Below are 23,608 nucleotides of genomic sequence, written 5' to 3'. Positions count from 1 at the left end.
GATACAGATTCCTAGTAACGAATTCTGGGATCGAGCAGTGCGTAGGCAAGGTCGATAAGCAAATTGACCCCGACATAAACGCCCGAGGTCAAAAGGATCATGGCCTGGATCACGGGAAAATCCCGCGCCAGCACGGCATCGACCGTCAAGCGACCGATGCCGGGCAGGTTGAACACGCTTTCGGTGACGACGACGCCGGAGATCAGCAGTGCGAAGCCGGTACCGATCACCGTGATGACCGGCACGGCGGCGTTACGCAGCGCGTGGCGGAACAGCACCCCGCTCTCGTTGATGCCCTTGGCGCGCGCGGTGCGGACATAGTCTTCGCCGAGCACTCCGAGCATCGCCGCGCGGGTCATGCGCGCGATTAGCGCGACATAGACAAAGGACAGCGCGACGGTCGGCAGCGTGATGCGCTCAAAGAACGGCCCGAATCCACGCGAGATGCTGCGGAAACCCTGCACCGGAAACCAGCGCAGTTCGATCGCGAACACCTGGACCAGCACGTAACCGATCACGAACACCGGCACGGAGAAGCCGATCACTGACAGCGCCATCACGAAACGGTCGATCCATGTGCCGTGTTTCCATGCGGCGATGACGCCGAGCGGGATCGCAACAAGGATCGAAACCAGCATCACGCTCAATGCAATGCTCAAAGAGGGCTCGATGCGCTGGTTGACCATCTGCAGCACAGGCACGTTGGAGATCAGCGAGGTGCCGAAGTCACCGTGCAGCAGCCGCCAGACCCAGCTGAAAAACTGCGTGTAGAGCGGTTCGTTGAGACCGAGCTGCGTCCTGATGCGGTCGAGCTGCTCGGCCGTCGCGTTATCGCCGGCGATGATCGCGGCAGGATCGCCGGGCGTCAGCCGAAGCAGCAGGAAGACAAACAGGGCCACCACACCCATAACGGGTATGGCCGCAAGAATCCGGCGAATGAGGTATCCGAGCATGGCGCTTTCCTAGTGGTGGTGTTGATCGAACGTAACTGGACCGCGTCGGTCAACCGGAAACGTCACGGGCTCGCTGCTCTTGGTCGTCATGGTCCGCGAGAAACACAGATTTTCGAGAAACAATGATTCACTGTCGCAACTTGCCTCAACCCGAAGTTCGCTAAACTTAAACGTAAAGGTAGCAAGTCCTGTGCCACCGCCCGATTTGCGCCATGCGATGCATGTGCAAACCGGGCGACGTTGCATCAATCGAGGGTTGCCAGCAATCCCGCCATCAGGCGGCCACGATCAACAAGGCTCTGCGCGACGATATATTCGTTGAGCGTGTGCATATCGGCGCCATGAACGCCGAGCCCGTCGAGGGTCGGGATGCCCATTGCGCCGGTAAAATTACCATCCGAACCGCCACCCTTGCTGCCGTGGGTCAGTTCGGGCAGGCCGAGGCGACCATTGATGGCCTTGGCTTTCTCGAACAGCGCCATGGTCGCCGCGTTCGGTTCCCACACCGGGCGGGTGACGCCGCGGGTGACGTTGAAGGTCACGTCATTCTCGGTACCTGAGAGAGCGAGCATGCGCTGGACGCCGGCATCGAGATCTTCCTGACGCTTGGCCATGCTCAGCGCTTCGCCGGTGCATGACGAGGCAACGCAGTTGACCCATTGTCCGCCATGCACGATGCCGACGCTGAACGTGCAGTCCGGTCCGGTCATCTCGTCGATCTGCACGATCTTCTTCGCCATTTCGCGAATCGCGGAGCGGCCGTTCGACAGCGTCGCGCCCGAATGGCTGGGCCGGCCGATGGTTTCGAGATTGAAGCGGGCGATCGCATAGCGGCCAGTGGTGACACCGTTGCCCGCACTACCGGGCTCCGGCACCAGCACGTATTTGTTCCGCGCGGCTTCAGCTTCGATGATGTCGCGGGTCGATGGCGTGCCGACTTCCTCATCGGGCGTGAACAGTACGGTGATGGGTAGCGGCGTCGTATAGGAGATACGTGCGAGCTGGCGGATGGCTTCCAGCGATAGATAATTACCGCCCTTCATGTCGCAGATCGCCGGGCCGTAGCAGCGCTCGCCATCGCGGCGCCACTTCAGTTTTTCGATGGTGCCAACCGGATGAACGGTATCCATGTGGCCCGCGATCAGGATACCGGGTTCGCCGAATTTCGGATGTGGAAAACGGGCGCGGATGCAGCCGCCGAATCCCTGACGTCCCGCGATGCGCTCGATGGTCGCACCCATGATTGCCATGTCGCGTGCAGCGAGGTCGAGCATGCCGTTGACCGCATTCGCGTCCCATGTGGGGCTCTCGCATTCGACCCAGACGCGCAGGCCCTGCAGCATATTCTCGAGATCAAACCGGAGTTCGGCGGGGTTCATCAAGTCATTCCTCTTGGATGAGAATTTCGTCACGGATGATCAAGGCGCTCCGTGCCTGCGCACATTGCGAGAATTTGTCGGCGAGAGTTCGCGCATGACTTAGCAGCAGCGCAATCGCCTTTGCAAATCGACGATGTGCATTGCAATGCATTCTACACCGTGTGGATGTATCGCGTGGACAACACGATTGACGCGCATCACGCTTGATGCCAAGTCATTGAAGCCTAAATGATAAAGGCAATACGCGAAGGCGCCTAAAATTCTATCGCGTTGCATAATCGATCATCGATCGATGGTCAGATTCCAGTCAGGAGAGATTGAGTGTCCTACATGTCACGTTGGCAGCATTCTGCGGCCTTCACGAAATTTGCGCTGCCGGGCCTGGCGGTCGCCGTTGCCCTCGCGCTGCCGGTGCTGTCGTCGCCCGCGCATGCTGCAGGTAAGACCATCACCGCAGTGATGCATTCCGATCTGCGTGTGATCGATCCCGGTATCACCACCGGTTATATCGTCCGCGACCACGGCTACATGGTTTACGACACGCTGCTCGGCATGAACTCGAAATACGAGATCAAGCCGCAGATGGCCGACTGGAAGGTCTCCGACGACAAGCTTGTCTATACATTTACCCTGCGCGACGGCCTGCTGTGGCATGATGGCAAGCCGGTCACCGCCGAAGACTGCGCCGCGTCGCTGCAGCGCTGGGGCCGCAATGACGGCATGGGCCAGAAGCTCATGGATTTCACCAAGAGCATCGAGGCGCCCGACGCCAAGACCATCGTGCTGACACTGAAGGAGCCCTACGGCCTCGTTCTGGATTCGATCGCCAAGCCATCGTCGCTGGTGCCGTTCATGATGCCGAAGCGTCTGGCTGAGACGCCAGCCGGCAAGGCGATTGCCGAGCAGGTCGGTTCGGGTCCTTTCAAGTTCGTGCTGGCTGAATTCCAGCCCGGCGTGAAGGCGGTCTACGAGAAATTCAAGGACTACAAGCCGCGCTCCGAGCCGACCGACTGGCAGGCCGGCGGCAAGGTGGTGAAGGTCGATCGCGTCGAATGGATCACCATGCCCGATGCACAGACCGCGGTGAATGCGCTGCAGTCGGGTGACATCGACTTCATGGAAAATGGTCCCTACGACCTGCTGCCGGTCCTGGCGAAGGATCCGGAGCTTAAGATCGAAGTGCTCAACCCTCTGGGCTTCCAGACCTTCGGCCGCATGAACTTCCTTAACCCGCCCTTCGACAATCCGAAGATTCGCCGTGCCGCGTTTTTGGCAATGAGCCAGAAGCCGGTGCTGGATGCGCTGGTCGGCGATTCCAAATACTACAAGGTCTGCGGTGCGGTGTTCGGTTGCGACACGCCGAATGCGACGGATGTCGGTTCGGAAAGCCTTGTGAAGGGCAATGGCGTCGAGGAAGCCAAGAAGCTGCTCGCCGAGGCCGGTTATGACGGCACGCCGGTGGTGATCATGGCGCCGACCGACGTGACCACGTTGAAGGCGCAGCCGATCGTTGCGGCGCAACTGCTCCGCAATGCCGGCTTCAAGGTCGAAGTGCAGGCCACCGATTGGCAGACGGTGCTCAGCCGTCGTCCGAGCCAGAAGCCCATCAAGGAAGGCGGCTGGAACATGTTCTTCTCGAACTGGGTCGGTGCCGACATTCTCAATCCCATCAGCAATGTCGCGACCTCCGGCCGCAGCAAGAGCAATGGCGGCTGGTTCGGCTGGAGCGAAGATGCCGAGCTGGAAATGCTGCGCGACAAATATGCGCGTGCGACCACGCCGGAAGAGCAGAAGAAGCTCGCCGCCGAGATCCAGAAGGAGATCTATGACAAGGTCATCTACATCCCGCTCGGCGAATACAAGGTGCCGAGCATCTGGCGCACCTCGCTGACCGGCGTCACCCAGGGCGCTGCCATTCCGATGTTCTGGAACATCGACAAGAAGGACTAACCGGCGCCGCTGTCGCGGTTCGTGTGAAGTAACAGAACGCCGGCCTGAGTGATCAGGCCGGCGTTCTTGTTTTTGCGAATGACCTCTCCACGAGCGATGCGTTCGATGGTCGCACCCATGATTGCCATGTCGCGTGCAGCGGGGTCGAGCATGCCGTTGACTGCGTGCGTGACTTGGCAGCAGCAGGCAATCTCCTTTGCAAATTGACGATGTGCATTGGAATGCATTCTGCAGCATGTGGATGTAGCGCGTGGAAAACGCGATTGACGCGCATCACGCTTGATGCAAGTCTTTGATGTCTAAAAGATAAAGCCAACGCGTGGTGGCGCCTAAATTTCTATCGCGTTGCACAAGCAATCATCGACCGATGGTCAGTTTCAAGTCAGGAGAGATCGAATGTCCTACATGTCACGTTGGCAGCGTTCTGCGGCCTTCACGAAATTGACGCTACCAGGTCTGGCGGTAGCCGTTGCGCTGGCGCTGCCGGTGCTGTCGTCGCCCGCGCATGCTGCCGGCAAGACCATCACCGCAGTGATGCACTCGGATCTGCGCGTGCTCGATCCGGGTATTACCACGGCCTATATCGTGCGCGATCACGGTTACATGGTTTACGACACGTTGCTGGCGATGGACGCAAACTTCAAAGTCCAGCCGCAGATGGCGGAGTACAAAGTCTCCGATGACAAGATGGTCTATACTTTCACGCTGCGCGACGGCCTGAAGTGGCACGACGGCAAGCCTGTCACTGCGGAAGATTGCGCCGCTTCGTTGCAGCGCTGGGGCCGCAATGACGGCATGGGCCAGAAGCTCATGGACTTCACCAAGAGCATCGAAGCCCCCGACGCCAAGACCATCGTGCTGACGCTCAAGGAGCCCTATGGCCTCGTGCTCGACTCGATCGCCAAGCCATCGTCGCTGGTGCCGTTCATGATGCCGAAGCGTCTCGCCGAGACGCCCGCCGGCAAGGCCATTCCGGAGCAGATCGGTTCGGGTCCGTTCAAGTTCGTGCAGGCTGAATTCCAGCCGGGCGTGAAGGCGGTCTATGAGAAGAACAAGGACTACGTGCCGCGCTCCGAGCCTGCGAGCTGGGCGGCCGGTGGCAAGGTCGTCAAGGTCGACCGCGTCGAATGGGTCACGATGCCCGATGCGCAGACCGCGGTGAACGCGCTGCAGTCCGGCGACATCGATTTCATGGAGAACGGTCCCTACGATCTGCTGCCGATTCTCGTCAAGGACAAGGACCTCAAGATCGAGGTTCTGAACGAGCTCGGTTACCAGACGTTGGGGCGTATGAACTTCCTGTTGCCTCCCTTCGACAACGTCAAGGTGCGCCGCGCGGCATTCCTCGCGATGAACCAGAAGCCGGTGCTCGATGCGCTGGTCGGTAATCCCGACTACATGAAGATCTGCGGTGCCATGTTCGGCTGCGGCACGCCGAATGACACCGACGTCGGTTCGGAAACCATGGTCAAGGGCAGCGGCATGGCGGAAGCCAAGAAGGCGCTGGCCGAATCCGGTTATGATGGCACGCCCGTGGTCATCATGGCGCCCACCGATGTGTCGTCGCTGAAGGCGCAGCCGATCGTTGCAGCGCAGCTTCTGCGCGATGCCGGCTTCAAGGTCGAAGTGCAGGCCACCGACTGGCAGACCGTGGTGACGCGCCGCGCCAGCCAGAAGCCCGTCAAGGAGGGCGGTTGGAACATGTTCTTCACCAATTGGGTCGCTGCTGATATTCTTAACCCGGTTTCCAACGTCTCGACGTCGGGCCGCGGCAAGAATGGCGGCTGGTTCGGATGGTTCGAGGACGCCAAGATCGAAGAACTGCGCGACAAGTATGCGCGCGCAGCGACGCCTGCGGAACAGAAGGCTGCCGCTGCGGAAGTCCAGGCCCGTGCGCTCGAGCAGGTCGCGTATCTGCCGCTTGGCGAATACCGGATCCCCAGCATATGGCGGAAGTCGCTGACCGGCGTGCTGCCGGGCGCCGCCACTCCGGTGTTCTGGAACATCGACAAGAAGGAGTAACCGGCGCCGCTGTGGCGGGCAGGTTTGAATAAGAGAGCGCCGGCCTGAGTGATCAGGCCGGCGTCTTTGTTTTGAGGCAGGCTTTGCCCGTCCTGCGGTGTTGCTATAAACAGATTTAAAGTTGCTCTCGCCCACGCCCGATCTGTTCGACATGCCTATGGGAACGAAGCGCAAAGCCCAGCCAGCAGCCGCTAGCAAGAAGAGATGGCCACATGACGTATGACGAGCGCGTTGAGCAGGCGATCATGGCCCATGACGTCGATGCGTTGATTGAATTTGCTTATGGTTATCCCTGCAAATGCACCACGCGCAGGGGCGAGCCGATGTGCGTCTGCAAAATGCAGGCACAGGCCTTGCGCAAGAAGGTCGCGCCGCGCGCGCTTTTCAGCGGAAGAATTGAACGCGTCTAGGAAACTCAGCGCTCGGGCGATGCCGCCGACACCACAAGCAGCACGTCGGCCTTGGGCTTGCCGATGCTGCGCACCCAGTGCGGCGTCTCGCCGGAAAAGTACAGGCAATCGCCTTTCTTCAGGACGATCTCTTCGTCCTCGATCTTGATCGCCATCTTGCCTGATATGACGAACAGGAATTCCTCGCCCGCATGCGATGCGCGCGGCGCGAATTTCAGCGGCGGCCGGATCAGGAACGGCTCCATCATCTTGCGTGTTCGTCCCGCCGCCAGCGCCAGCAGATCGACGCCGTCGTCCTGCATGGGCGTTTGCTGTTCGTCCTGCCGGAACAGCGTGTAGCGCGGGGCCGGCGTTGGGTTGGGGTCGAACAGATAGGTGACGTTGACATCGAGCGCCGCGGCGAGGCGCAGCAGCGCATTCACCGACGGCGTCTTCAGGCCGCGCTCGACGAGGGAGATATAGCCGCGCGTCAGCTCGCTCTGGGTGGCGAGCTGATCCAGTGTCAGTCCCTTGGTGGTGCGTAGCTGGCGCAGGTTGAAGCCAACCGCATTCTTGCTGACGTCGAGCAACGTCGATCTCCTCATGAGGTGCTCGTTCTTTTAGAGGGCGCGCGGCGATGGTGGAAGAGTCGTCTCGTTGATCTCTTTGAAAGAGCTCCAGAGCGATGCTGGAGTGTTTCTGCAGGAAAACATTGCTGCAGATATTTCCGGCACGGGCAAGGATAATTTAGGCAAAAGTGCCGGAGAACGCCGATTTTCAGCCTGCGTTATGTGCATCGGCTGCCTTTTGCCGATTTAGGCATCAGATGCCGATTTTCGTGACGTTGATTTCTGTCAGTAAACCTGTTGGATTTTGATGACGGGAATATGTCCTCAGAAAACGGCACGAAGGCAGATATATGATCAAGCGTTTGAAGCCCGGTAAGCGGCTCAGTATGGCCACTGTTCATGGTGGTCTCGTTTATCTCGCAGGACAAGTGCCGGACGATCTGTCTGTCGGCGTCGAAGCGCAGGCCGCCGAAGTGCTCGCCAAGATCGATGCACTGCTCGGCGAAGCCGGCACCGACAAGTCATCGATCCTGAGCGCCACGGTGTGGCTGCCCAACATCGCGGATTTCGCGGCTTTCAATACGGTCTGGGATGAGTGGGTGCCGGCAGGCGCATCGCCTGCACGCGCCTGTGTCGAAGCGCGGCTCGCCAATCCCTCGATCAGAGTCGAGATCGCAGCCATCGCTGCCATTCCTTAAGCATCGCCGACGCCTGCGCTGAGGCGACTGAAGCAACAGCGAAAGTTCACGAGAAGACCCGGACTGCGCCGCGAGATGTCGTGGCACGGAACGAGCCCACGCGCCTGAAACTGAACATGTCTTTTGAAGGAGTGAACATGACCGTCGCAGAAGAATTCAATACAGTCACCGCCACGGCGGAGAATCCCGACGATGCGGCCATGCGCAAGATCGTCTGGTCGAGCGTGATCGGCACCGCCGTCGAGTGGTATGACTTCCTGATCTACGGCGCAGCGACCGCGCTGGTGTTCAACAAGGTGTTCTTCGCGGCCGGCGATCCGGCGCTCGCGACCATTGCAGCCTTCGGCACCTATGCTGTCGGCTTCCTCGCGCGTCCGCTCGGCGCGGCGATCTTCGGTCACTATGGCGACCGTGTCGGCCGCAAGGCGATGCTGGCCATCACGATCATGGTGATGGGCCTCGGCACATTCGCCATCGGCCTGCTGCCGACCTACGCACAGATCGGCATCGCAGCGCCGATCCTGCTCATCGCTCTGCGCTTCCTGCAGGGCATCGGCCTTGGCGGCGAGTGGGGCGGCGCGGTGCTGATGGTGGTCGAGAATTGCCCCACGCATAAACGCGGCTTCCTCGGCAGCATGGTGCAGGTCGGCAATCCCGTCGGCAATCTTGCGGCCATCGGCATGTTCGCGCTGGTGTCGCAACTGCCTGAAGAAGACTTCATGAGCTATGGCTGGCGTATTCCGTTCCTGATATCGATCCTGCTGGTCGGCGTCGGCCTCTGGATCCGCATGAGCATGGAAGAGACCCCGGCGTTCCGCGCGCTGAAGGCGAAGAACGAAGTCGCCAAGATGCCGATCGTCGACATCTTCAAGTATCACCGTCGTCCGTTCTTCACGGCTGTCGGTCTGAAGATCTCGGAGATCGCCTATGCCAGCATCGCCGGCGTGTTCATCATGTCCTATGCGACGTCGAAGCTCGGCCTGTCGCGCGGGCTGGTGCTGAACGGCGCCTTCATCGCATCCTTTGTCGCGCTGTTCTCGATCCCGTTCTTTGGCTGGCTGTCGGACAAGGTCGGGCGCAAGGCGATGTTCTATGCGAGCTGCCTCTTTTGCGCGGCTTTCGCATTCCCGATGTTCTGGCTGCTCGATACCCGCGATCCGACCATCGTGATCCTCACCATCGTTGTCGCAATCTCCTTCGGCCAGATGGTGATGTTCGGCATCGGTGCGCCCTGGTATTCGGAACTGTTCACCGCGAAGCTGCGCTATAGCGGTGCATCGCTCGGCTTCCAGGTCGGAGCGGCTATCTCTGGCGGTCTCAGCCCGCTCATCGCAGCGTCGCTGATGACCTGGGTCGGTGCGACCTGGCCGGTCTCCGTGTTCCTGATCTTCTGCGCCTGCATCACCGCAATCGCGACATCCTTTGCGCCGGAAATGGCGAACAAGGAACTGACCTGAACGCAGTCTTCGTCATGCCCGGCGCATGCCGGGCATCCACGTCTTTGACCGCATGAAGACGTGGATGGCCGGGACATCCAGCGAAGCCGCGCTTCGCGCTTTGCCCGGCCATGACGGAGTGATGTGTCGCCCAAGCCTCTACAAGGACGAAAGCAATGCTCGATACCATTACTTCCGCATCCACTGCTCTGGTCCCGTCATGGACCGGCGTGGTGCGCTATCTTCACATCACGCCGCGCGCGTTCCTGCCGATGCGTGAAATGCCAGAACTCACACTGATTGCCGGCAAGGGCATCGAGGGCGATCGCTACATGATCGGCCGCGAGGAGGGGTTCTATTCGCACAAGCCCGAAGAGGGGCGTCAGGTGACGTTGTTCGAATACGAGACGCTGGTAGCCCTGAAGCGCGATCACAATATCGATCTCGGTCCCGAGGAGCATCGCCGCAATGTCACCGTATCCGGCGTGCCGCTGACGCATCTTGTTGGCCGTCAGTTCTGGCTCGGCGAGACGCTGCTGGAATCGACGCGGTTGTCGATCCCGTGCCGGCATATCGAGGAGATCACCGGCAAGGCGATCTTCGATCCGCTGATCAATCGCTCCGGCCTCAACTGCAGGATTCTGCAGGGTGGCACCGTGCGTGTCGGCGACGCCGTGCAGAACGTGCAATGAGCGCGGTGCCGATCACCAGGGTTAGGACCGTCGTCGACAAGATCGAGGACGGCGGCAAAGGTATCAAACTGTTCTCGCTGGTCGATCCCGATCACTGGGAGCTGCCGCCGTTCCGGCCGGGCGCACATATCGATCTGCATCTGCCCGGTGGATTGGTGCGGACTTATTCGCTCTGCAACGATCCGGCCGACGACAGGCGCTATGTCGTGGCAGTGAAGCGCGAGGCCGAAGGGCGGGGCGGTTCGATCGTACTGCATGACGCGGTCAAGGTCGGCGACACCATCGGCGTGACTCTGCCGCGCGGCGGGCTCGATCTGTCTGCGGATGTGACGCGTTTCACCTTTGTCGGTGGCGGCATCGGCGTGACGCCGTTCCTGTCGGCGGCGGCCTGGCTCAAGCGCATGGGCCGTTCGAAATTCACGCTCCACATGATTGCGCGGGGCGAGCCGCCATTGGCCGATCTGCTCGCGCCGCTGCGCAAGTCCGGTCATGTGGTGATTCACGACACGTCTGCGGGCGGGCGTCCAGATATCGCGGCACTGGTCGGCCGGCCACTGTCGGATGTCGCGCTTGCCTGCTGCGGTCCCGACGGCATGATCGACGACTTCGAACAGGCGTCACGCGACTGGCCCGCCGATCGCGTTCATATCGAGCGCTTCGTGCCGCCGCCGCTGCCGGTCGATCCTGACGCCAAGCCCTATGTGCTCGCGCTCGCAAAATCGAAGCGGGAAATCACCGTAGCCGCAGGACGGACCATGCTGTCGGCGCTGACAGATATCGGCATCGACGTGCCGGCATCCTGCTGCGGCGGCATCTGCGGCTCCTGCAAGGTGGACTGGCTGGAAGGGCAGCCGGTGCATCGCGACCGTGTGCTGTCGCCGGCGGAACGCGAACGCAGCCTGCTGGTCTGCGTGGCGGGTTCCGCTGGGGATCGTCTGGTTCTCGATCTCTGACGTTGTGATTTGAAGGTCAAACAGGCGGCAACGGTCATCCGTTGCCGCCTGTTTGCGTTCAATCGAGGGGCGTGACGTTCCGGTCAGCGAAACGCCCGCTTTGGATGGCTTACAAACATACCTTGATGGCTTAACTAATTTTTAGAAATTGCGCAAAGTGCGCAAAAAAGTGTTTGATGTCTGCGTAATTTGCGCATATCGGGCGGTGTGCGCAGGGGCTCCTGAGGGAAATTGCGCAGAATAATCAGTGATGCGCACGGCGCGGGAAGGAAATAACCATGCAGATTCCAATTAAGCGGGCGATTGAGAAGGTGCCGGGTGGCATGATGACCGTGCCGCTGCTGATCGGCGCGCTGTTCGCGACCTTTGCCCCCAACACCCCGAAATTCTTCGGCTCCTTCACCGGCGCGCTGTTCTCCGGCGGCGCTCTCAGCATTCTCGCCGTGTTCTACGTGTGCATGGGTGCGAGCATCGACTTCAAGGCGACGCCTTACATCGTGAAGAAGGGCGGCGCCCTGATGATCGTGAAGGTCGGTACCGCAATTATCTTGGGCCTGATCTTCGGCCGCTTCCTTGGTGAAGCGCCGGTCACCGCCGGCATCTTCGCAGGCGTCTCGACGCTGGCGATCGTCGCCGCCATGAACGACACCAATGGCGGTCTCTACATGGCGCTGATGGGCCAGTATGGCCGTCCGCGCGACGTGGGTGCCTACAGCATCATGACGCTGGAAAGCGGTCCGTTCCTCACCATGGTGACGCTCGGCGTTGCCGGTCTGTCGTCGTTCCAGTGGCCCGCGCTCGTCGGCGCAATCCTGCCGCTGGTGGCCGGCATGATCCTTGGTAATCTCGACCGCGAACTGCGCGACTTCCTCAGCAAGGCCGTGCCTGTGATGATCCCGTTCTTCGCCTTCGCGCTCGGCACCGGCCTGAACCTGACGCAGGTCTGGCAGGCAGGTCTGCTCGGCGTCGGCATGGGCGTTGCCGTCGTGATCGTGACCGGCATCCCGCTGTTCTTCGTTGACCGTCTCACCGGCGGCAACGGCGTTGCGGGTGTTGCTGCGGCGTCGACCGCCGGCAATGCGGCGGCTGTGCCTGCGATCGTCGCTGCGGCCAATCCGGCCTATGCGGCTGCTGCCGGCCCGGCGACCATCCTCATCGCGGCCTGCGTGGTCGTGACGGCGATCCTGACGCCGATCCTGACCTCGTGGGTTGCCGGCATCGTCGGCCGTGATGTCGAGCCGGAAGCGGAGGCGACGACGCCTGCGGCGCCAAGCGTCGCATCAGCCGCACCAGTGGCTGGGCACTAAGATGGCGGGACGCTGGCTGATCCTCGCTGATGATCTCACCGGTGCAGCGGACTGCGCCATCGCCTTCGGTCGCCGGGGCCTTGCGGCTGCCGTGACCTGGGGCGACGTCGCAAGCGCCGGGGATCGCCAGCATCCGGTTATCTCCTATGATGCAGCGAGCCGCGGCCTGACGGCCGAGGCCGCCGCGCGTCGCCACGCCGACGTGTTGCAACAGTTGATGGAACCGGATCGGCTCCTGTTCAAGAAGATCGACTCGACGCTGCGCGGACAGCCGGCCTCCGAGACGGCGGCTGCGCTCGCGCATCTCAAGGCACAGTCCGGTTCGGCCTTCGGCATCTTCGCGCCGGCCTTTCCGGCGACCAACCGCACCACGATCAATGGCCGCGTCGTCGTTGGCGGCCGTCCGCTTGAGGAAGCCGAGGTCTGGAAGCGCGATCACACCTACGACAATGCCGACATCGCTGACGTATTGGCATCGGCAGGCGTTCGCAGCGAGAAGGTGCTGCTCGCGACGATCCGCGGCGGCGATCTCAAGGCTCACCTGGCGCGCATCGCGTCCGAGGACAGCGTCGTTGCGATCTGCGATGCGGAGGCCGAGTACGATCTGCATCTGATCGCGGAAGCCAGTCTGAAGATTTCACCGGCGACAGTGTTCATCGGCAGCGCCGGGCTTGCACATGCGCTGGCTGCGCTCGATGACACCAGTGCCACCGAGAAGCTGGAAATTCCCACTAGCACATATGGCACGCTGATCGTGGTCGGCTCGCTCGCCGGCGCGTCGCGCTCCGCAGCGCGCAAGCTTGTCACCAGTGGCACCGTCACTCATCTGCCTGTCACACCTGAAGTCCTGCTTGGCGACAAGGCAGGGCAGGCGGCGTTGGCCGCTCGGGTGACCGAAGGCTTGATCGCAGGCGGCGATGTCCTGGTCGAGATCGTGATGGACGACAATCCGAAAATGTCGCTTGGCCCGCAGCTCGCGCAGAATCTCGCCGATGCGCTGATGCCGGTGGCGTCCAGCATCGGCGCCTTTGCAGCAACTGGCGGCGAGACTGCCGCAGCACTGCTGTCGCGCTTCGGTGTCAACGGAATCCGTCTGGCCGACGAGATCGAGCCCGGCGTCTCGCTGGGTCTTACGCTTGGCGCACTATCAGTTCCGATCGCCACCAAGGCCGGCGCCTTTGGCGACGAGAACAGCCTGATCAAAATTCGCGAACGTCTTCACACTGTCCGAACCCAAGGAAGCTTCACATGACCCGTCCGACCATTGCGATCACCATGGGCGATCCCGCAGGCATCGGCCCCGAAGTGATTATGAAGGCCTTCGCGCATCCGGAAATGCTCGCGATGTGCAATCCGCTGGTGATTGGCGATGCCAATCGCCTGCGCAAGGCCGGCGAGATCGTCGGCGCCAGGATCGGCGTTGACTCGCTCAGCGATGCAAAGGCTGCGAATTTTGCGTCGAAGAACGTCCAATGCGTTGACTTGAAGATCGTTCCCGACGATTTGCCGTTCGGGCAGAACTCCCCGATCGCAGGCGAGGCGGCTTACCGCTTCATCGAGAAGGCCGTCGAGATCGTTCAGGCCGGCATCGCCCAGGGTATCTGCACCGCACCGCTCTCCAAGGAAGCGCTGCATGCAGCCGGTCACAAATATCCCGGGCATACCGAACTGCTCGCACATCTGACCGGCACGCCTGAAGTGTCGATGATGCTGGTGTCGCCGAAGCTGCGCGTCATTCACGTGACGACGCATATCGGCCTGATCGATGCCATCAAGAAGATCGAGCCGGGCCTGGTCGAGCGCGTCATCACCCGCGGCCATGAAGTGCTGGTCAAGGCCGGCATCAAGAATCCAAAGATCGGCGTTTGCGCCATCAATCCGCATGCCGGCGAGAACGGCCTGTTCGGCTATGGCGAAGAAGCCGAGAAGATCACGCCCGCGGTCGAAGCCTGTCAGAAGAAGGGCTGGGACGTCCGCGGTCCGCTGCCCGCCGACACGCTGTTCTTCCTCGCCGGCCGCGGCGACTACGACATGGTGGTGGCGATGTATCACGATCAGGGCCATGGCCCGATCAAGGTGCTGGGTCTGGAATCCGGCGTGAACATCACGGTCGGACTTCCCGTCATCCGCACCTCGGTCGATCACGGCACCGCCTTCGACATCGCCGGCAAGGGCATTGCCGATGAGCGCAGCCTTCTCGAGGCCTTGCGGCAGGCGGTGGATCTCGCACCGGGATCCAAGGCGGCCTGACAATCTCCGTCATGCCCGGCCTTGTGCCGGGCATCCACGTCTTGTTACTTCGAAGACGTGGACGGCCGGGACGTCAAGCGAAGCTCGCTTCGCGCTGCCCGGCCATGACGAAACGCTGGTAAATACCAGCTTGATTGGCTGAGGTTCGATGTCGATGCGCAACAAGGAACGTCGCTCACGCCTGCTGGACGCGCTGAATGCCGGCGAGATCGATGTCGACGATCTCGCGCGGCGCTTCGGTGTGTCCGGGTCCACCGTGCGGCGCGACCTGCAGCATCTCTCGAAGAACAACGCGGTGCGCCGTACTTACGGCGGCGCGATTCTCACCGGCCATGTCGCAGAGACCACGCTCGACCAGCGTTTCGCGGTCCAGGGCAAGGAGAAGCAGGCCATCGCGCGGGCCGCGATAGACCTGATCGAGGACGGCGACACGCTGATCCTCGATGCCGGCTCGACGGTCGCCGCTTTCGGCAAGCTGCTGCTGCAGCGCCGCCTGCGCATCATCACCAACAATATCGCGCTGCTGCCGTTTCTCGCCAAGGCACCAAGCATCGAACTCGTAGTGCTTGGCGGCGCGCTGCGCTCGACCAGCATGAGCACTATGGGTCCATTGGCCACTGAAGGACTGCGCCGGCTCACGGCCGACCGCGCCATCATGAGCGCCGACGGCGTGGTCAGCGGCCGTGGCCTGTGCGAGGCCGACCTCGATCAGGTCGCCTTGAAATCGCTGATGATGCAGCAGGCCAAGGAGGTCATCGTGCTCGCCGACGCCGGCAAGCTTGGCCGCGCCGAACAGGACGCCTGGGCGCCGCTGCCGCCGCGCTGGACGCTGGTGACGGGCGCTGGCGCCTCGGCGGAGCAGCGCAAGCTGATGGAGCATGCAGGGGCGCATATCGTCGTGGCGGGGGCGTAGCGGGGCTTTATGCGTGTTCTGGCGCCAGGCGGATATGGGATCGACTTGCGGCGAAAACCGGCTAAGTAGGTGCCAGCGCGGACGTGGCGGAACTGGTAGACGCAAGGGACTTAAAATCCCTCGATGGCAACGTCGTGCGGGTTCGATTCCCGCCGTCCGCACCAGCCTTCAGGGGAACTTCGGCCTCAATCCGGCCACCGGCGGCTGCTTTACGCAACCTCAATACTGCCCGGCTAGAAAGTCCCGATGATCGTTTGTCCTTCCCGTTCCCGCCTGCCCACGCGTGCTGCTGCGATAGCGTCGCTGTTTGTCCTAGCCGGCTATCTTGGCGGTTGTGCGAGCATGGGCGATGGCATGGTGTCGGGCGCCTTTGTCGATCCTGCGAAATATGATCTCTATGATTGTCCGCAGCTTGAGGCCGAGCGCAAGACACTTGCGACGCGGACGGCCGAATTGCAGGGGCTGATCGATAAGGCGCAGACCGGCACGGGTGGAGCGGTGGTCAGCGAACTCGCCTATCGCAACGATTACATCTCGACGCGTGCGCAGGCCAAGCTGGCAGAAGAGAACTGGCAGAAGAGCAAGTGTGTGGCGAGTGCGCCGAAAGCGCCGGCGGCATCAGAACCCATTACGCCGCGCAAGCGGGCTGGCGCCCGCTCCTGAGCCTGTCAGGATCAGAGTTTCCAGTCATAGATCCAATCCTGCCGCGCCTGTAGACGCTCTGCACCGAGCGCGCGCATGGCGAGGTCGCGCGCCAGCGCCATGGGGCCACGCAGATGATAAATCTGGCCGGATTGTCGGGCGGCGCGCTGTATCAGGCCGACGCGTGGCTGGCGTAGCGCGGCGTAGCGCGCCAATGCGGGCGCGATCGCTGCGGCATCGTGGCCAGCGGCGGCAAGGCACTCCGCCAGCACCGCCGCATCCTCGATGGCCATGCCTGCGCCCTGCGCGGCGAAAGGCAGCATCGCATGGGCGGCATCACCCAGTAACGCCACGGATCCCTCGTGCCACATGCCGCCGTCCGGCAGTGTGAACAGCGGCCAGCGCCGCCAGTTCTCGACGCTCTCGATCATCGCGCGTGCATTGGCCGGCCAGCGCGACGCTGCAAAATGTCGCCTGATCTCGCTGGCGTCGCCGGTATCGCTGCTGCCGGGCTGCATCACCGCGCCGGGCATGATCGCGACCGTGTTGATCCGCTCGCCCGATGACACCGGATAGACAACGAGATGGGCCTTCGGCCCCATCCAGAGCTGGACGCCATGGGGGACCAGGTCGCTTTTCAGCCGGCTCGTTTCCAGTGTCCCGCGCCAGGCGATCAGGCCGGAGAATTGCGGTCGCGTTTCGGGAAACACCTGTCGCCTCACGGTCGACCATGCGCCGTCGGCGCCGATCAAGGCCAGCGCCGACTCGTCGTTGACGATGATACCGGCGGGCGCGGCGCGGAGGTTGTCCACGGGACAGCCGAGGCGCAGTTCGATGTCGGGATGCGCGGTGACCGCGCCGAGCAAGGCCGATTGCAGATCGGCCCGGTGCACCAGCCAGTAGGGCGCGTCATCGCTTGCGCTGCCGAGCGGCAGGCGGATCACCTCGCCGCCGCTGCGCGCGGTCATGATGCTCACACTGGCGGGCGTCGTGACATGGGGCGCAAGGCGCGGTTGCAGGCCGAGGCCGATCAGTATGCGGGTCGCATTGGGCGAGAGCTGCAGTCCTGCGCCGGCCTCTTCAAGCCGTCCGGTCTTCTCACAGATGATGACGCGAAAGCCCCGGGCGGCTAGCGCGAGTGCGGCCGTCAGTCCGCCGATGCCCGCACCAGCGATGACGATGGTGCGCGGCGCCGTCACGGCCGGAAATCAGGCAACCTTGTCTTTCACCACGCATTCCGGCGGACGTGACTGGCCGGCGCCGAGATCGGCGGCAAAGCGATACAGGGTCGAGCAATACGGGCAGATGATCTCGTTGTCATTGCCGAGATCGAGGAAGACATGCGGATGATCGAACGGCGGATTGGCACCCACGCACATGAATTCCTGCGAGCCGATCTCGATGATCGGAACGCCGGCGTCATTGTGAAAGTGCGGAACCACGTGGTCGGACATCTTCTCTACCTTTGCTCGCAACAGCCGCGGGCGTATGAGCCGGCGCGCCATTCAGTGCGGCGCACCATACTGGTCCGGAACCATGATTCCTAGACCACGCAGGGGTCATTCATCCGTACAAATTCGACACAATTCGGGTGTCTCCGAATAGCCCTTCTTTCGTCGGGGCAGTTGTGTCCACGATGTGACGCACCATTTCTAAAGAGGTGCAAGGATAGGGTTTTCCGCCATGTGGTTCCGGCTCGATACAGCTTTGACGGGGGTAGCGGTCTGCGCGACCGCTGGACTGCTGTTGCTGCCGCATGCGCGCGATGCCGGCGCCGTGCTGACCGCCCAGGATGACCCCGTTGCTCTGGCCGATGCGCAACTCAGCTCTGCATTACGGAAGGATCCCGCAGTGCTCGCCCGTAATATCGAGGAGGCGCTCGCGGCCAGGGATGCCGACCTCGCCAAAAGCTTTGCTGATGTTGCAGCTGCCAGAAATGTTCAACTGCCGGACGACCTCGCCAGGCGCGTGACCGAGGCGGTTGCGGACGAGAATTCCGCCTCCCATTTCGCCAGCCGCTTTGCCGCTGGCTTTGTCACCGGCACTGCCGATGATGTCGGCAGCCTGTCGGGCACCGTCGCCGGCGATCTCTTCGTGTTCGGCGATATCCGCGACGTGGTGCGCGAAGGCAAGCACATGGCGTTGGGTGAGGATACCGATCACCTGATCCTCGGCCTTGCCGTGGCCGGTCTTGCCGTGACCGCAGCGACCTATGTCAGCGTTGGCGGCGTCGCGCCGGTGCGCGCGGGCCTCACGCTGGTGAAGGATGCGCGCAAGGTCGGGCGGATCGGCGAGGGGCTCACCACCTGGGCGGCGCGCTCGGCGCGCGGCGTGGTGGACGGGCCGATGCTGCGCGCCGCCGTGGCCGATGCCTCCGTGCTGCGGCCGGGCCAGACCATCACCGCGGTGAAGGCTGCGTTCCGCACCGAGAAGGCCGGCGGGATCGTGCGTCTTGCCGGGGATGTTGGCCGCGTCGGCGAGAAGGCCGGCACGCGCGGCGCGCTCGATACGTTGCGTATCGCCCAGAGCCCCAAGGATGTTACGCGCGCAGCGCGTCTGGCCACGGTCAAGGGCGGCCAGACCCGCGCGATCATGAAGATGTTCGGCCGGGGCGCGCTGCTGCTGGCGGCTGGCGCGTTCAATCTTTCGATGTGGGTGTTCTGGGCATTGTTCGCGCTGCTTGGATTTGTCGTGTCGATCAAGGCAACCACCGAGCGCATCACGTGGTCGTGGCTGCAGCGCTCCAAGGCGAAGCGCGCGCGCCGGGAACTGGCGGTGCGTCAGGATGCGCTGCTGCAGGAGATCTCACGCAAGGACGCATTACTCAGGGACATGGCTCTCCGCCATCCCGCGCCGGCTCACTCACTGGCGCCGGTGCTCGTCCACGGGTAAACTGCGCGCTTCCCACCACCACCATTCATTCTCTCAATCACCCATCTCTCAATCGTAACGGAATTCTGGATGCCGAGCTTTCACAACGGCGCTGTCGAAATTGCTTATCTCGATGAAGGCGAGGGCGATCCGATCGTTCTCGTGCACGGCTTTGCATCGAGCAAGAACGTCAACTGGGTCTATCCGACCTGGGTGTCGGAATTGAAGAAGCACAATCGCCGCGTCATCGCGCTCGACAATCGCGGCCATGGCGATTCCAGCAAGCTCTACGATTCCGAACAATACAGCATTGGTGCGATGGCCGCTGACGTGCGCGCGCTGCTCGCGCATCTTGGCATCGGGCGCACCGACATGATGGGTTATTCGATGGGCGCGCGCATCACTGCCTATATCGCCTACAGCCATCCCGAATTGATCCGCAGCGCGATCTTCGGCGGTCTCGGCATCGGCCTCATCAAGGGCGGTGGTCCCGGCGAGAATGTCGCCCTCGCGCTCGAGGCGGACTCGCTCGACGACGTCACCGATCCCGTGGGCCGCACGTTCCGCGCTTTCGCCGATCAGACCCGTTCGGATCGCCGCGCGCTCGCAGCCTGTCTGCGCGGTTCGCGCCGGCTGATGACGAATGAGGAAGCCGCCGCCATCAAGGTGCCGCTGCTGATCGCGGTGGGAACGACGGACGAGATCAGCGGCTCCGCGCAGGAGTTGCAGAAGGTCATCGCCGGCTCTGAAGTGCTGGATATTCCGAACCGCGATCACATGCGGGCGGTCGGCGATCGCGTTTACAAGGAAGGCGTGCTGGATTTCCTGTCCCGCCGCCCGTGATGACAATTGGCGAGGGGCGCACCTTGTTTTGATCACACGAGCGCCCACTTCTGATGCACGCCCGGTTTGTGGGCGGACGGGGCTTCCACCGGAAATGCCTGCGCTTTCAACGTGTTGGCAGGTGATTGCCGGGTAAGCCACCGTTCACGATGGCAGGAGCCGTGTCGCGACAGCGATGCGCCTTGTGCTATAATCGACGCCGTATTCAGGAAATTGCGAGTCCGCCATGGCCGTGCAGAGCATCAATCCGCAGAACTCAAAACTCGCAACGCTGGATCCAATCTGGGATCGCATCCGTTCCGAGGCGGAAGACATCGTCCATCGCGAGCCTGAACTCGCATCCTTCATCTATTCGACCGTGCTGCATCACAACCGTCTGGAAGATTCGGTGGTGCACCGCGTTGCGGAACGTCTCGATCACGCAGCGCTGTCCGGCGACCTGATCCGCCAGACCTTCGACGAAGCGCTGCGCGACGAGCCGGATCTTGGCAATGCGTTCCGCGCCGACCTTGTCGCCGTGTTCGACCGCGATCCCGCCACCACGCGCTTCATCGATCCGCTGCTGTACTTCAAGGGCTTCCACGCCATCCAGGCGCATCGTCTTGCGCATTGGCTCCACAAAAAGGGCCGCAAGGACTTTGCGTGGTATCTGCAGAGCCGCTCGTCGGCCGCTTTCCAGACCGACATCAATCCCGCCGCCAAGATCGGCCGCGGAATCTTTCTCGATCACGCGACGGGCTTCGTTGTCGGCGAAACCGCGGTCATCGAGGACGATGTCTCGATCCTGCACGGCGTGACGCTGGGCGGCACCGGCAAGGAAAACGAGGACCGCCATCCGAAGATTCGCCACGGCGTGCTGATCGGCGCCGGCGCCAAGATTCTCGGCAATATCGAGGTCGGCCATTGCGCGCGCATTGCCGCGGGTTCCGTTGTCGTCAAGCCTGTGCCGCACAACGTCACTGTGGCGGGCGTGCCGGCGAAGATCGTTGGCGAAGCCGGCTGTTCGGAGCCGTCGCGCACCATGAACCAGATGCTGAACGCGATCGGGCTCTGATTTTCAGGGGCTGAGACTTCTGGGCTTGCGATTTGCAAGCGCTGATATTGCACGCGTTTTCGTTCACTTGTGGGATGGCGTGATTTTTCGAGAAACGGCCTAGCCGTGGACGCCATCTCGCATTAAAGCTTCTCTCCATCAGCTCAACAGACATCAACTGCATTGGAGACACCTGTGGACGTTCAGGAAGTCAGAAAGCTCGACGCCTATCTCAAGCGCGTGTTCGGCAACCAGAAGCTCCGCGTGGTGCCGCGCCCGAAGAAGGACGACTCCGCCGAAGTCTATATCGGCGAAGAATTTATCGGCGTGCTGTTCGTCGATGACGAAGACGATGATCGCTCGTTCCAGTTCCAGATGGCGATCCTGGAAGAAGACCTCGTCGATAACGGCTGAGGAGGCACCTTGCCCCGCTTGCCGGCGGCGAGATCAGCGCAAGCACTGCGTGGGTCGTCGCGCTTTGTGCACCACACGCTAGGCCGCGTTGTCCGGCGCGACCAGGCCGGCGGCGGTGGCAAGCCAGACTAGGTGTGCGTCGGTGCGCGCGCCGATCTTCGATTTGATCTGGTAGTGATAATTCTGCACGGTCTTGGTGCTCAGATTGAGCGACGTCGCGATCTGCTCCGTGGTCCAGCCTGACGCCACCAGCCGCAGGATTTCCGTTTCGCGCGGCCCGAGATCTTCCACCAGCGACCGTTCGTTGCCGAGCCGCTCGCTGGCGATTTCGCGCGCGATGTCTTCGCTCAATGCGCGTCCGCCGCGGGCGACGGTGGCGATGGCGCGCACCAGTTCGTGCGGCGCGCTGCTCTTTGTGATGTAGCCGCAGGCGCCAGCCTCGAACGCTTTCAGAGCGAATGCAGCGCTCGCATGCATGGTGAATACCAGCAGGCGCGCGGTGCGATCCCATTGCCGGATATGCCGGATCGCTTCCAGCCCGCCGGGGCCGGGCAGCGACAGATCCATGACCACCACGTCCGGGCGCTCTGCCTGATAGGCGCGATAGGCCGCAGCGGCATCCTCGGCCTCGGCGCTCACGCGAAAACCGACCTGCCGCTCCAGTAGCCGGCGATAGCCTTCGCGCACCACCGGATGGTCGTCGACGAGCAGGATGCTGACGGCGGTCATGCCGCCGCTTGTCGTGGCAGCAGCGGAATCACCGCGGCCACGCGGATACCGCGTGCCGCGGGGGCGATCGACAGGCTGCCGCCAAGCGCTGCGATGCGTTCGCGGATGCCGAGAATGCCGTGGCCGGAGGTGGTGTGAGCCTTCGTGACGTCGCCGCCGCCGTCATCCTCGACGCTGAGGGCGACGGCGTCGCGGACCTCTTCCCCATGGCTGACGCGGAGATGAACGTGCTGCGGCCGGCCGTGACGTGCGGCGTTGGTGAGGCACTCCTGCGCGATGCGGTAGATGTTGACGGCGGCTTCTGCGGGGACGGCAGTGAGATCGCCGGTTACGTCGAGATGAAACACCGCGCGCCGCGTCGTGCTGGCATTCCACTGCGCCACCAGTTGCACAAGGCTGGCCTGCAATCCCAGTTCCTCGAGGTCCTGTGAGCGCAGCCGCGCCAGCGCGCTGCGCAGCGTCGTCATCATCTGGCCGGTGATGCGGGCGACGGCGCGGGCATCGTCGGCCAGATCGGGACGGGACGGCGTGGCGCCGGTCTCGATGGCCGCGGCGAGCGCCGCGGTGGCGGTGAGGCACTGGCCGAACTCGTCGTGCAGATCGCGCGCCAGTGCGCGGCGTTCTTCTTCCTGTACCTGAAACAGTCGCTTGGTCAGCGCGACGCGTTCTGCGGTGGTGGCCGCGAGACGCCCGGCGAGATCGTTGACGGCGCGGGCGATATGGCTGAATTCGGTGGCGCCGAAAGCGGGCAGGCGATGGCGGTGGTCACCATGTTCGAGGCGGCGAAGGCCGCGTACGATGCTCCGGGCCGGCATCAGCGCATGGCCGATCAGGAGGATCGCGAGCAGACTGATGCCCAGCGCCATCGCCGCGGCGATGCTGACCATCACGGTCACCTGCCGCCATGCCTGACGCACGGCGGTGGCGGGGTCGACACGGGCTTGCACGGTGCCGGCATCGCGCTGCCGCACGGTAAGCGGCCGCGTCTCCGTGGCATGTGGCCCGAACAGCGCGCCGTAGAGACGGACGAACCATGACGGCGCCGGGCTGCCGATGTCTTCGGTCTGGCTGCACAGGTCGAACGGCGGCGCGCTGCCGAGCCGGAAGTCAATGCACACGCCTGGCGCGATCACCTTCATGGTGGCAATGGATTTCCAGTCCGGCAGCGGCAGCAATGCATCGCGGTAAGTGCCATCGCGCCACAGCAATTCGCGCCAGTACAGGTTCTGCAGGGTTGTCGCGACGCGGTCGGCGGAGGCGGCGGTGTCGGCCTCGATGGTGCGGTGCGCATCGACCAGAATCCATCCGATCGTACAGGCCAGACAGAGCAGCACCACGGCGACGAGACGAAGAACGAGATGTATCAGCAGGCGCATGATCGCATTCCCCGCGGTGAGACACTGATATTAAAGCGGCACGCACCGCGGTCTGGCAAGCGGTTCTGCATCGTTTGGGCAATTTGCCCGGTATGTCGCGGGTGCGATGCCCTTGGAGGCTCAGTCATACAGGCGGCAGATTGAAGCCAACCGCCGATCGTGATCGGTGAAACAACCAGCAGGAGGGAC

The 23,608-nt window shown here is 62.6% G+C and carries 25 protein-coding genes and 1 tRNA gene; 18 read left to right on the top strand and 8 right to left on the bottom strand.

The annotated features are described in order from the left end of the window. Positions 1–11 precede the first annotated feature (11 nt). Both AB7783_RS12770 and AB7783_RS12765 read right to left on the bottom strand, forming a co-directional pair. Positions 12–953: an ABC transporter permease gene (locus AB7783_RS12770; protein WP_089264942.1), complete on the bottom strand. Its 942-nt coding sequence runs from the start codon at positions 951–953 to the stop codon at positions 12–14. 245 nt (positions 954–1,198) lie between these two features. After that, a complete protein-coding gene (locus tag AB7783_RS12765) occupies positions 1,199–2,332 on the bottom strand; it encodes a M20/M25/M40 family metallo-hydrolase (RefSeq protein ID WP_441277832.1) in 1,134 nt (377 codons plus the stop codon). Between the two features lie 330 nt (positions 2,333–2,662). On the opposite strand from AB7783_RS12765, the gene AB7783_RS12760 reads away from it, so the two are divergent. Next, positions 2,663–4,282, top strand: coding sequence for an ABC transporter substrate-binding protein (locus AB7783_RS12760; protein ID WP_441279690.1), 1,620 nt, complete (start codon positions 2,663–2,665; stop codon positions 4,280–4,282). On the opposite strand, the gene AB7783_RS12755 is transcribed toward AB7783_RS12760, so the two are convergent. Further along, entirely contained in the window at positions 4,279–4,509 is a 231-nt protein-coding gene (locus AB7783_RS12755; RefSeq protein WP_089264939.1) for a hypothetical protein, read from the bottom strand. The two genes, AB7783_RS12760 and AB7783_RS12755, sit on opposite strands and share 4 nt — an antisense overlap. Before the next feature lie 169 nt (positions 4,510–4,678). On the opposite strand from AB7783_RS12755, the gene AB7783_RS12750 reads away from it, so the two are divergent. Then, positions 4,679–6,304, top strand: coding sequence for an ABC transporter substrate-binding protein (locus AB7783_RS12750; RefSeq protein WP_089264938.1), 1,626 nt, complete (start codon positions 4,679–4,681; stop codon positions 6,302–6,304). A gap of 212 nt (positions 6,305–6,516) precedes the next feature. After that, a complete protein-coding gene (locus AB7783_RS12745) occupies positions 6,517–6,714 on the top strand; it encodes a hypothetical protein (RefSeq protein ID WP_089264937.1) in 198 nt (65 codons plus the stop codon). Between the two features lie 5 nt (positions 6,715–6,719). Here the strand turns inward: AB7783_RS12745 and AB7783_RS12740 are convergent, their stop codons facing one another. Next, complete coding sequence (locus AB7783_RS12740) at positions 6,720–7,298, bottom strand: helix-turn-helix domain-containing protein (RefSeq protein WP_439058994.1); 579 nt, start codon at positions 7,296–7,298, stop codon at positions 6,720–6,722. Between the two features lie 52 nt (positions 7,299–7,350). Between AB7783_RS12740 and AB7783_RS12735 the strand changes: the two genes are divergently transcribed. From AB7783_RS12735 to AB7783_RS12685, 11 genes are all read left to right on the top strand, one after another. Then, positions 7,351–7,512: a hypothetical protein gene (locus AB7783_RS12735; RefSeq protein WP_441277831.1), complete on the top strand. Its 162-nt coding sequence runs from the start codon at positions 7,351–7,353 to the stop codon at positions 7,510–7,512. Between the two features lie 100 nt (positions 7,513–7,612). Continuing rightward, the gene (locus AB7783_RS12730) at positions 7,613–7,960 is read left to right on the top strand and encodes a RidA family protein (protein ID WP_184518201.1); all 348 of its coding nucleotides are present in this window, start codon (positions 7,613–7,615) and stop codon (positions 7,958–7,960) included. Positions 7,961–8,160: 200 nt separating this feature from the next. Next, positions 8,161–9,417: an MFS transporter gene (locus AB7783_RS12725; protein WP_441279689.1), complete on the top strand. Its 1,257-nt coding sequence runs from the start codon at positions 8,161–8,163 to the stop codon at positions 9,415–9,417. Positions 9,418–9,572: 155 nt separating this feature from the next. Next, a complete protein-coding gene (locus AB7783_RS12720) occupies positions 9,573–10,088 on the top strand; it encodes an MOSC domain-containing protein (protein ID WP_441277830.1) in 516 nt (171 codons plus the stop codon). Then, complete coding sequence (locus AB7783_RS12715) at positions 10,085–11,041, top strand: PDR/VanB family oxidoreductase (RefSeq protein WP_441277829.1); 957 nt, start codon at positions 10,085–10,087, stop codon at positions 11,039–11,041. Before AB7783_RS12720 ends, AB7783_RS12715 begins: the two co-directional genes overlap by 4 nt. A gap of 278 nt (positions 11,042–11,319) precedes the next feature. Further along, positions 11,320–12,348 carry a 2-keto-3-deoxygluconate permease gene (locus AB7783_RS12710; protein ID WP_309948694.1) on the top strand — a complete coding sequence of 343 codons (1,029 nt, stop codon included), beginning with the start codon at positions 11,320–11,322 and terminating at the stop codon, positions 12,346–12,348. Between the two features lies 1 nt (position 12,349). After that, positions 12,350–13,600, top strand: coding sequence for a four-carbon acid sugar kinase family protein (locus AB7783_RS12705; protein ID WP_309948692.1), 1,251 nt, complete (start codon positions 12,350–12,352; stop codon positions 13,598–13,600). Next, positions 13,597–14,598: a 4-hydroxythreonine-4-phosphate dehydrogenase PdxA gene (gene pdxA / locus AB7783_RS12700; protein ID WP_089264929.1), complete on the top strand. Its 1,002-nt coding sequence runs from the start codon at positions 13,597–13,599 to the stop codon at positions 14,596–14,598. Before AB7783_RS12705 ends, pdxA begins: the two co-directional genes overlap by 4 nt. Before the next feature lie 148 nt (positions 14,599–14,746). Next, positions 14,747–15,511 (top strand): DeoR/GlpR family DNA-binding transcription regulator, encoded by a 765-nt coding sequence (locus AB7783_RS12695; protein WP_441277828.1) that lies wholly within the window; start codon positions 14,747–14,749, stop codon positions 15,509–15,511. Between the two features lie 77 nt (positions 15,512–15,588). Next, positions 15,589–15,675, top strand: a tRNA-Leu gene (locus AB7783_RS12690). Between the two features lie 82 nt (positions 15,676–15,757). Next, positions 15,758–16,174 (top strand): twin-arginine translocation pathway signal, encoded by a 417-nt coding sequence (locus tag AB7783_RS12685; protein ID WP_441277827.1) that lies wholly within the window; start codon positions 15,758–15,760, stop codon positions 16,172–16,174. A gap of 11 nt (positions 16,175–16,185) precedes the next feature. Here the strand turns inward: AB7783_RS12685 and AB7783_RS12680 are convergent, their stop codons facing one another. Together AB7783_RS12680 and AB7783_RS12675 are read right to left on the bottom strand one after the other, a co-directional pair. Continuing rightward, a complete protein-coding gene (locus AB7783_RS12680) occupies positions 16,186–17,352 on the bottom strand; it encodes an FAD-dependent monooxygenase (RefSeq protein ID WP_441277826.1) in 1,167 nt (388 codons plus the stop codon). Positions 17,353–17,361: 9 nt separating this feature from the next. Continuing rightward, a complete protein-coding gene (locus AB7783_RS12675; protein ID WP_089265655.1) occupies positions 17,362–17,607 on the bottom strand; it encodes a zinc-finger domain-containing protein in 246 nt (81 codons plus the stop codon). Positions 17,608–17,836: 229 nt separating this feature from the next. On the opposite strand from AB7783_RS12675, the gene AB7783_RS12670 reads away from it, so the two are divergent. The 4 genes from AB7783_RS12670 (at position 17,837) to AB7783_RS12655 (ending at position 21,314) form a co-directional block, all read left to right on the top strand. Continuing rightward, positions 17,837–19,045, top strand: a complete 1,209-nt coding sequence (locus AB7783_RS12670) for a hypothetical protein (RefSeq protein ID WP_441277825.1) — start codon at positions 17,837–17,839, stop codon at positions 19,043–19,045. A gap of 69 nt (positions 19,046–19,114) precedes the next feature. Further along, on the top strand, positions 19,115–19,867 hold the full coding sequence (locus AB7783_RS12665; protein WP_175365776.1) for an alpha/beta fold hydrolase: 753 nt from the start codon (positions 19,115–19,117) through the stop codon (positions 19,865–19,867). Between the two features lie 226 nt (positions 19,868–20,093). Continuing rightward, complete coding sequence (gene cysE, locus AB7783_RS12660) at positions 20,094–20,921, top strand: serine O-acetyltransferase (RefSeq protein WP_068736178.1); 828 nt, start codon at positions 20,094–20,096, stop codon at positions 20,919–20,921. 174 nt (positions 20,922–21,095) lie between these two features. Next, positions 21,096–21,314 (top strand): DUF3126 family protein, encoded by a 219-nt coding sequence (locus AB7783_RS12655; protein ID WP_068736180.1) that lies wholly within the window; start codon positions 21,096–21,098, stop codon positions 21,312–21,314. A gap of 78 nt (positions 21,315–21,392) precedes the next feature. Here AB7783_RS12655 and AB7783_RS12650 read toward each other — a convergent pair whose 3' ends face one another. Together AB7783_RS12650 and AB7783_RS12645 are read right to left on the bottom strand one after the other, a co-directional pair. Next, positions 21,393–22,043: a response regulator gene (locus AB7783_RS12650; protein WP_068736182.1), complete on the bottom strand. Its 651-nt coding sequence runs from the start codon at positions 22,041–22,043 to the stop codon at positions 21,393–21,395. Further along, positions 22,040–23,419, bottom strand: coding sequence for a histidine kinase (locus AB7783_RS12645; protein ID WP_441277824.1), 1,380 nt, complete (start codon positions 23,417–23,419; stop codon positions 22,040–22,042). The genes AB7783_RS12650 and AB7783_RS12645 overlap by 4 nt, the downstream gene beginning before the upstream one ends. Between the last annotated feature and the right edge of the window lie 189 nt (positions 23,420–23,608).

The sequence above is a fragment of the Tardiphaga sp. 172_B4_N1_3 genome (assembly GCF_052076035.1).
GTDB classification, from domain to species: domain Bacteria; phylum Pseudomonadota; class Alphaproteobacteria; order Rhizobiales; family Xanthobacteraceae; genus Tardiphaga; species Tardiphaga robiniae.
The sequence above is the reverse complement of the archived record's forward strand: the minus strand, read 5'-3'. Positions and strand labels throughout refer to the sequence as shown.